At 44.0% G+C, this 7243-nt stretch carries 6 protein-coding genes; 3 read left to right on the forward strand and 3 right to left on the reverse strand.

The window, feature by feature from the left end; all coding sequences use genetic code 11:
- Window positions 1-59: 59 nt before the first annotated feature.
- Window positions 60-1637: a glutamine-hydrolyzing GMP synthase gene (gene guaA, locus JHD45_RS19445; protein WP_199478137.1), complete on the forward strand. Its 1578-nt coding sequence runs from the start codon at window positions 60-62 to the stop codon at window positions 1635-1637.
- A gap of 152 nt (window positions 1638-1789) precedes the next feature.
- On the opposite strand, the gene JHD45_RS19450 is transcribed toward guaA, so the two are convergent.
- The 3 genes from JHD45_RS19450 to JHD45_RS19460 all read right to left on the reverse strand — a co-directional run bounded on the left by JHD45_RS19450 (window position 1790) and on the right by JHD45_RS19460 (window position 5879).
- Window positions 1790-3004, reverse strand: coding sequence for an MFS transporter (locus JHD45_RS19450; protein WP_199478138.1), 1215 nt, complete (start codon window positions 3002-3004; stop codon window positions 1790-1792).
- A 416-nt stretch (window positions 3005-3420) separates the two neighbouring features.
- Window positions 3421-4362, reverse strand: a complete 942-nt coding sequence (locus JHD45_RS19455; protein ID WP_199478139.1) for a LysR family transcriptional regulator — start codon at window positions 4360-4362, stop codon at window positions 3421-3423.
- Window positions 4363-4745: 383 nt separating this feature from the next.
- The gene (locus JHD45_RS19460) at window positions 4746-5879 is read right to left on the reverse strand and encodes an MFS transporter (protein WP_199478140.1); all 1134 of its coding nucleotides are present in this window, start codon (window positions 5877-5879) and stop codon (window positions 4746-4748) included.
- 321 nt (window positions 5880-6200) lie between these two features.
- On the opposite strand from JHD45_RS19460, the gene JHD45_RS22460 reads away from it, so the two are divergent.
- Both JHD45_RS22460 and sfsA read left to right on the forward strand, forming a co-directional pair.
- Entirely contained in the window at window positions 6201-6326 is a 126-nt protein-coding gene (locus JHD45_RS22460; RefSeq protein WP_267905995.1) for a hypothetical protein, read from the forward strand.
- Between the two features lie 105 nt (window positions 6327-6431).
- Window positions 6432-7154 (forward strand): DNA/RNA nuclease SfsA, encoded by a 723-nt coding sequence (sfsA, locus tag JHD45_RS19465; RefSeq protein ID WP_199478141.1) that lies wholly within the window; start codon window positions 6432-6434, stop codon window positions 7152-7154.
- Window positions 7155-7243: the final 89 nt, after the last annotated feature.

Here is a 7243-nt window from a genome sequence, read left to right on the forward strand (position 1 = left end):
TAATCGCTCTTACTTGCATAAGCTGATCTTGGCTGGTGAGGGGAAAGGACAGGCTAACAATGTCGCAAGATATCCACGCTCATAAAATTCTTATTATTGATTTCGGTTCACAGTACACACAACTGATCGCGCGTCGTGTGCGTGAAATTGGCGTTTACTGTGAAGTTCGCGCTTTTGATATGGAAGATCAAGAGGTTATCGATTTTGCTCCCAAAGGCATTATCCTAGCGGGTGGGCCTGAATCCGTTCCTGAGCCCGGTTCGCCACGCGCTCCAGAAGCGGTTTTCACAATGGGTGTGCCTGTTTTTGGTATTTGTTACGGCATGCAAACCATGGCAGAGCAACTGGGCGGTAAAGTTCAAGGCTCTGAGATTCGTGAATTTGGCTATGCGCAAATTCGTAAACATCAAGGCCCCTCACTATTCGAAGGCATTGAAGATCATATTGCGAATAATGGTCTTGCCATGCTTGATGTGTGGATGAGCCACGGTGATAAAGTTATTGAAATGCCAAGTGATTTCACCTTGATGGCCTCCACCGAAAGCTGCCCCATTGCCGCGATGGCGAACGAAGCGAAGAAATTTTATGGTGTGCAATTTCACCCAGAAGTAACCCATACGTTACAGGGTGGACGTATTTTGTCACGCTTTGTCGTGGATATTTGTGGTTGTGACACCCTATGGACACCCGCCAACATCGCTCAAGATGCGATTGAACGCATGCAAGAACAAGTGGGTGATCGTAAAGTATTGCTTGCCTTATCGGGTGGTGTGGACTCGTCTGTTGTTGCCGCTTTGTTGCACAAAGCCATTGGCGATCAACTGACCTGTGTGTTTGTGGATAATGGTCTTCTTCGTTTAAACGAAGGCGATCAGGTGATGAAAATGTTTGCCGACAACATGGGGGTAAAGGTCATTCGTGTTGATGCAGAAGACCTGTTCCTCGGTAAATTAGCAGGCGAAGCGGATCCTGAGAAAAAACGTAAAATCATCGGTAATACTTTTATCGAAATATTTGACACTGAAGCGGCGAAATTGACGGATGTCGACTTCCTTGCGCAAGGAACTATCTACCCAGATGTAATCGAATCGGCGGCTTCTAAAACGGGCAAAGCGCATGTGATCAAATCACACCACAACGTGGGCGGCCTACCCGAAGACATGAAGTTCCAATTGGTTGAGCCACTACGTGAATTGTTCAAAGACGAAGTGCGTAAATTGGGTCTAGAGCTCGGTCTTCCTTACGACATGGTTTACCGTCACCCATTCCCAGGGCCAGGGCTTGGGGTACGTATCTTGGGTGAAGTGAAAAAAGAATACGCCGACATCCTACGTCGTGCCGACGCGATCTTTATTGAAGAACTGCGTAAATCCGGTTGGTACGAAAAAACTAGCCAAGCCTTCGCTGTTTTCCTACCAGTGAAATCTGTTGGTGTAGTAGGTGACGGCCGTCGTTACGAATACGTCGTCGCACTGCGTGCTGTAGAAACCATCGACTTCATGACCGCGCGCTGGGCACACCTTCCATATGAATTATTGGAAAAAGTATCTGGCCGCATCATCAACGAAATCGAACACATCTCCCGTGTGACCTACGATGTATCCTCTAAACCACCTGCAACCATTGAGTGGGAATAATTCAGCGTTAGGTAACCCCTTGCACTGAACAGTAATAAACACTCTCAAGCCCGCTATCTAGCGGGCTTTTTGTTGTCTAACGACACTTATTTGGCATGCTCTAGATCCGAAAAACGAAGCTCCCGACATCCTGTTCTAGGTGCTTTTAAGGGTTACGCAGTTGCCATATTTAAACGTGGGACTGGTTTGTCATTGATTGGAAGATGAATCAATGCGGAGATAAATGCTAGAGCAACCGCAGTCCACCAAATTGGGGCGTATGAGCCGTAATAATCGTAGACGACACCACCGGCCCATGCACCCAAAAAACTGCCTAATTGGTGAGAGAGAAACACTAAACCGTATAGCGTCGACAGGTAACGAGGGCCAAAAATTTGACGCACTAAGCCAGATGTTAGGGGGACCGTACCTAACCAGCAAAAACCGATGGCAGCGCCGAAAATGATAGCCGTCATGTCAGTGGTAGGGAATATCACAAAAGCACTGATCACAACCGTACGCATTAAATACAGTGCAGACATCACATAACGTTTGTTATAGAGGTCTGCCATGGCTCCCCAAAAGTATGAACCAAAGATATTGAATATACCTACACAAGCCAGTGCCATGGCCGCTGTTGATGCGAGTAGGCCTTTATCCGACAAATAACTTGGAAGATGAGTGGCGATAAACATCACATGGAAACCACATACAAAAAAGCCTATATGAATCAACCAGTAGCCTTTGTGCGAAAACGCTTCTTTCAAAGCCTCTTTGAGGGTTTGCAGGTCTTCTTGTAGATGGTGTGTAGTATGTGTTTCTTGTTTTGCTGTCTTGATGAATACGGCAAACACCACAATAAAACTACACATGACAGCAAATATTTGCATGGCACTTTGCCAATCATAAATACTCAATAATGTTTGTGCGCCAGGGATCATCGCAAACATACCAAATGACCCTGCCGCCGTGGTTAAGCCAAAGGCTTTTGCCGCATGTTGCGCAGGCACCACTTTCGCTACCGCCCCTAGGACGATTACGTAGCTGGTAGCACTTAAGCCAAGCCCAACAAGCACTCCTAAGGATAGGTACATCATAGTCGGCTCGACGGCAATCGAGGTTAAGTACAGACCAGCGGCATAAGAGGCCGAGCCTATAATGATGATACGTTTTGGCCCCCAACGGTCGGCGGCCATTCCCACAAACGGCTGGAACGCGCCAAATAGTAAGTTTTGCAATGCAATGGCAAAGCTGAAAAACTCTCGCCCCGTATGGAAGTAGTCAGAAATAGGCGTCATGAAAATACCAAAGGATTGCCTGATTCCTAAGCTGGTAATCAAGATGCCTATGCCCAGCCAAACTAGCAATGGAAATCGAAAAGTAAACATAAATTGCTCTTAATAATGCCTGCAGTGATCAGAGGGCGTTTCATTTATGTCCATTGGTTCGTGGCCGCCATGGTTAATGGCTTGCGCTGTTATTCGGTTCTCTAACTTGGGTAGGTGATAGAGAAACATTCATGACAGACGCAACATAACTAACAATCTCAGTACTTTAGCGAAAGTGGAATGAAACGAGTGCGGATACGCGCTCAACTAGGATATGTAAGGAGTTTAGAGAGTATTCAGAGGGGACTCAAATGATAAAAAGTGAAGTGGTCTATGCAAATTATACATAAATCAAATTTATCATTGAGAAGGCACCGCATCAATAAATGGGGGCAGTTGCGTTGAGAGATAGGACATAATGAATGTTATGGGGCAAAATGACATTCTTCTATGCATAAGACGCATTGGCGGCGAACTCACTCCAGTCCCATTTCTACTACACGATTAGCGATTAGCTTGCCACACTCTTCCTTTACGATGCTTCTTAACCATTCTTGTGCAGGTGAATGCTCACAACGAGGGTGCCAAATCATGGAATAATCAAACGGTGTAAAATGAAAGGGTAGCGGTTTGACGATTAGATCATGCTTCTCAGAAACTAAGTAGGCTAAATCTGCTGGTACTGTAATAATGAGAGGCATGGTATCAACAATCGCCAGTGCCGCTTCTAAATAATAAGTCCTCAGAATCATGCGTCGTTTAGGTTTATCTTCCAATGCCTGTTCAATAAGGGATTTCACCCCATCGCTAATGGCAATCATTGCGTGAGGAAAGTTCAAATAATCCTCTAGACACATTGGCTTATTCGCTAACGGATGTTGCTTAGATAATAGACATGACACTCCAACTCGCCCTAATGTTTCATACTGTAATGGCTCTATAGAGTAAATTGGGCGACTAATAGCTAAGTCTGCTCGACCGTAAGTGAGTTGCTCTTTTAAATGTGCATCTTGCAGCGGCAAAAACTCAAACGCGACATTAGGTGCTTCCTGATATATGCGAGGTAAAGCAAAGGGTAAAATAGTTTGCATTGCATAATCAGTCGTTAAAATCGTGAATGTTTGATCACAAAACGTGGGGTCAAAATCAATGGGAGACAAGAGTTGTCTAAGAGAGCCAATTGGCTCGTCTAGCGCTCTATTCACTGATAACGCTTTTTCTGTTGGGATTAGCTGTTGCCCTTGACGTGTAAATAAAGGGTCTGACAACAAACAGCGTAATCGCCCCAGAACCCGGCTCATGGCAGACTGGCTCAAGTTTAAGCGCTCTGCTGCTCGGCTGACACTGCGCTCCTCAACCAGAACTTGCAACGCGACCAGCAGATTTAAATCCCGACGGTAAATCTCTTCTATTTTCATACCCATCCTTAAGCAATTCTAACCATATTGACAGTGTAACCAATAAATTATGGAAAACATCTCTTGAGTTGGAAGCATTTATTTTGGCAAATCCCCATGTTTACTATTTCCTTGTATTAAATATTTTCCATCCTGTCTATACAGGTCTTCTGATTGCTTCTGTTTAGTGGGTAGGACAGGAGACACTGACTCGTTAACTAACGGAGCAGAACTTGCTGCTACGTTAGCTTATGAGCTGGAAGGAGGGTGGCTGAAGATCTCTCGATCTAAATCTTATGACCTGCAGCTAGGCGGTTGCGATGTTCAATACTATGACTGCGCATACTTCGATAGTCTTTGCTGAGATTAATGGAAAGGCAGTCGCTGGCCGCTGCAGTTGATTCTTACGGCTCCTTCACTTCCGTCGTATATTGTGTTTTTCCTCGGATGAGGACAATGGAGATAACCGCATAGAGTGCCAATAAAAAGGCGAAAGACATAGCCGTTGAAAAGGTCAGGCTTGTGACCAAATAGCCTCCTAATCCTCCAGCGCACATTTGTAAGCATGTTATATAGCCTAGTAGTTTCCCATGGCCTGTATGAATACCTGATAAGCTCATTGCCATAGCATTGGCAATCGTAATCGGAAAGGAAAAACAATACATAGCAAAACCTAAAAGTGAAAGCCAATAAAAACCATTACTAAAAAATATGATCATGGCACTGATGGCTTGCAATAAAATGCCTAAGGTAAGTAGCTTTTTCGAAGACCAATGATTGGAGCGGTTTCCAGAGAAAATGCCTCCCAATATGATAAAAACAGCATTGAAAGCAAAGGCAATCAGAAAAAAAAGCTTACTGAGCCCCATGGCGTCAATAACAAACGGATATGCTGAGACATAAGTAAAAAGTCCACCTAAGCTTAATATGGAAATAATACCGTATCGAATATAATCCTTATTGAAAGAGACTTTTTTGCTCATCGTCGCGTGACTTTTAGGGATAATGCTAAGGTTTCTCAACAACCAAAATAGAAATGCTATGCCAATAACGAAAAGGACTAAAAATGTGGCTCGCCAGCTTCCCGTTAACTCATATAAAAAAGTACCAATGGCTGGGGCCGTAGCAGGAATGGCATTCATAATAGATTGTTGATAGCCAAGGTATTTTTGCTTTTCATTGCCTTGAAAACTTCGATCAATAAAGAGTATGGATGACAAAGATAAACCACCCGCAAAGACGCCTTGACCAAAGCGAGAAATGAGCAAAGAAAGATAGTCGGTAAATAAGAAAATAGCGCCAGAGGTTAAGATATAGCCGATCAAGGAAAATACAATCAAGAACGGCAATCCCTTTTTATCATTAACCAGACCAAATAGAATTTGCCCTACGCCTAGTCCAAAGAGAAAAACAGATAGAGTAAGCGAAGCACTTGCATGAAACTCACCTTCGATGACGCTCATAAGGCCAAGGTACATATCGATTGCTAACGGGCTAAAAAGTGACAGTAAAGCAGCAAGGTAAAAAGCTTTTTTCATAAGATAAAATTTGATTAGAGAGTGAGTAGATAATTTTATTTATTTGTATAAATCAGCATGGGCTTATTGTGCCGTAAAGACTGGGATACCAATGATATTTTGAGGAGGGTGTCCATGTTGCTGCTCCTTTGTGATGGTATCTATATCTTGTATCGGTTGGTGATTGACGGGTAAGTGCCAAAATAACCGCATTCGCTTGTCATAATAAAGGGAGAATAAGAAAATGCTACGTTTTTTACCAACAGCGCTGCCATTCCAAGACGGTATCCATCTCACGAGTGAGCATAATCAGATTCAATTCGCGCTGGCGTAGGGTGCTGTTTGCATTTCGTCTGTCGTCGAGCAATAGCGGCTACCTTTATCGATGTATTTGACACAGAAGCGACGGCGGTAGAAGCCATCGACTTTATCAAGGCGCTGGGCGTACCTTCCGTACAAGCGACTTAGTGGGAATAATCTTCCTGTGTTAATGGTTTAATGAAGCGGCTCTCTTTATAGTAAAGAGGGCCGTTTTTGTTTGTATTGAATAGTAAAAAGTGCTGGAGCATTGTTGTGAAATTTCCAACGCCCTTAATAGAGGGAAAATTGATTAAGCGTTATAAGCGTTTTTTGTCTGACATTGAGTTGCCGAGTGGCGAGGTCGTGGTGGCCCATTGTCCAAATACGGGGTCAATGAAACGCTGCCAACAAGAGCGTGCACGCGTTTGGCTCTCTAAGAGTGATAACCCTAAGCGCAAGTTGGCTTATACCTGGGAGCTGGTAGAAGTTGATAATCAATATTTGGCTTGTATCAATACTGGCTATCCAAATAAGCTGGTGGGCGAAGCCATTGCTAATGGTGTGGTGAAAGAACTTGCTGGTTACGCTGAGCAAAAAGCGGAAGTGAAATATGGCGGAAATAGTCGAATCGATTGGTTGCTTACGGGTGAGGACGGCCGTAAGTGCTATGTGGAAGTGAAGAATGTCACGTTATTAGAAGAAGATGGAATGGGGTACTTTCCAGATGCGGTAACAGATCGGGGTCGTAAGCATCTATACGAACTGGCGCAAATGGTCGAAGAGGGGCATCGTGCAGTGATGTTTTTCTGTGTGAGTCATACTGGAATCGATTCTGTGACACCCGCTGCACATATTGATAAGAAGTATGCACAAGCTTTTATCGAAGTGGTTGCAAAGGGGGTAGAGGTTATTGCCTATCAAGTTGGGATAAGTCCACAGGCGATGAAAATCGAGCGCCAACTTCCAGTGGAAATGCCTAGAGTACTTGATGCATAAAATTGGCTTGGTTTTGAACTAGATTTTTGCTTTTTTGTTGGCTTATTGAACGATTTTAGACTTTCTAAAATAAAATCATCGGAAACCTA

It is taken from the genome of Marinomonas spartinae, from assembly GCF_016461715.1.
GTDB lineage: Bacteria > Pseudomonadota > Gammaproteobacteria > Pseudomonadales > Marinomonadaceae > Marinomonas > Marinomonas spartinae_A.

Excerpts from the sequence above, each read along its gene's own strand:
- guaA (WP_199478137.1), top strand. The coding sequence starts at position 60 with ATGTCGCAAGATATCCACGCTCATAAAATTCTTATTATTGATTTCGGT.
- JHD45_RS19455 (WP_199478139.1), bottom strand. The coding sequence starts at position 4,362 with ATGAAAATAGAAGAGATTTACCGTCGGGATTTAAATCTGCTGGTCGCG.
- JHD45_RS19460 (WP_199478140.1), bottom strand. The coding sequence starts at position 5,879 with ATGAAAAAAGCTTTTTACCTTGCTGCTTTACTGTCACTTTTTAGCCCG.
- JHD45_RS19450 (WP_199478138.1), bottom strand. The coding sequence starts at position 3,004 with ATGTTTACTTTTCGATTTCCATTGCTAGTTTGGCTGGGCATAGGCATC.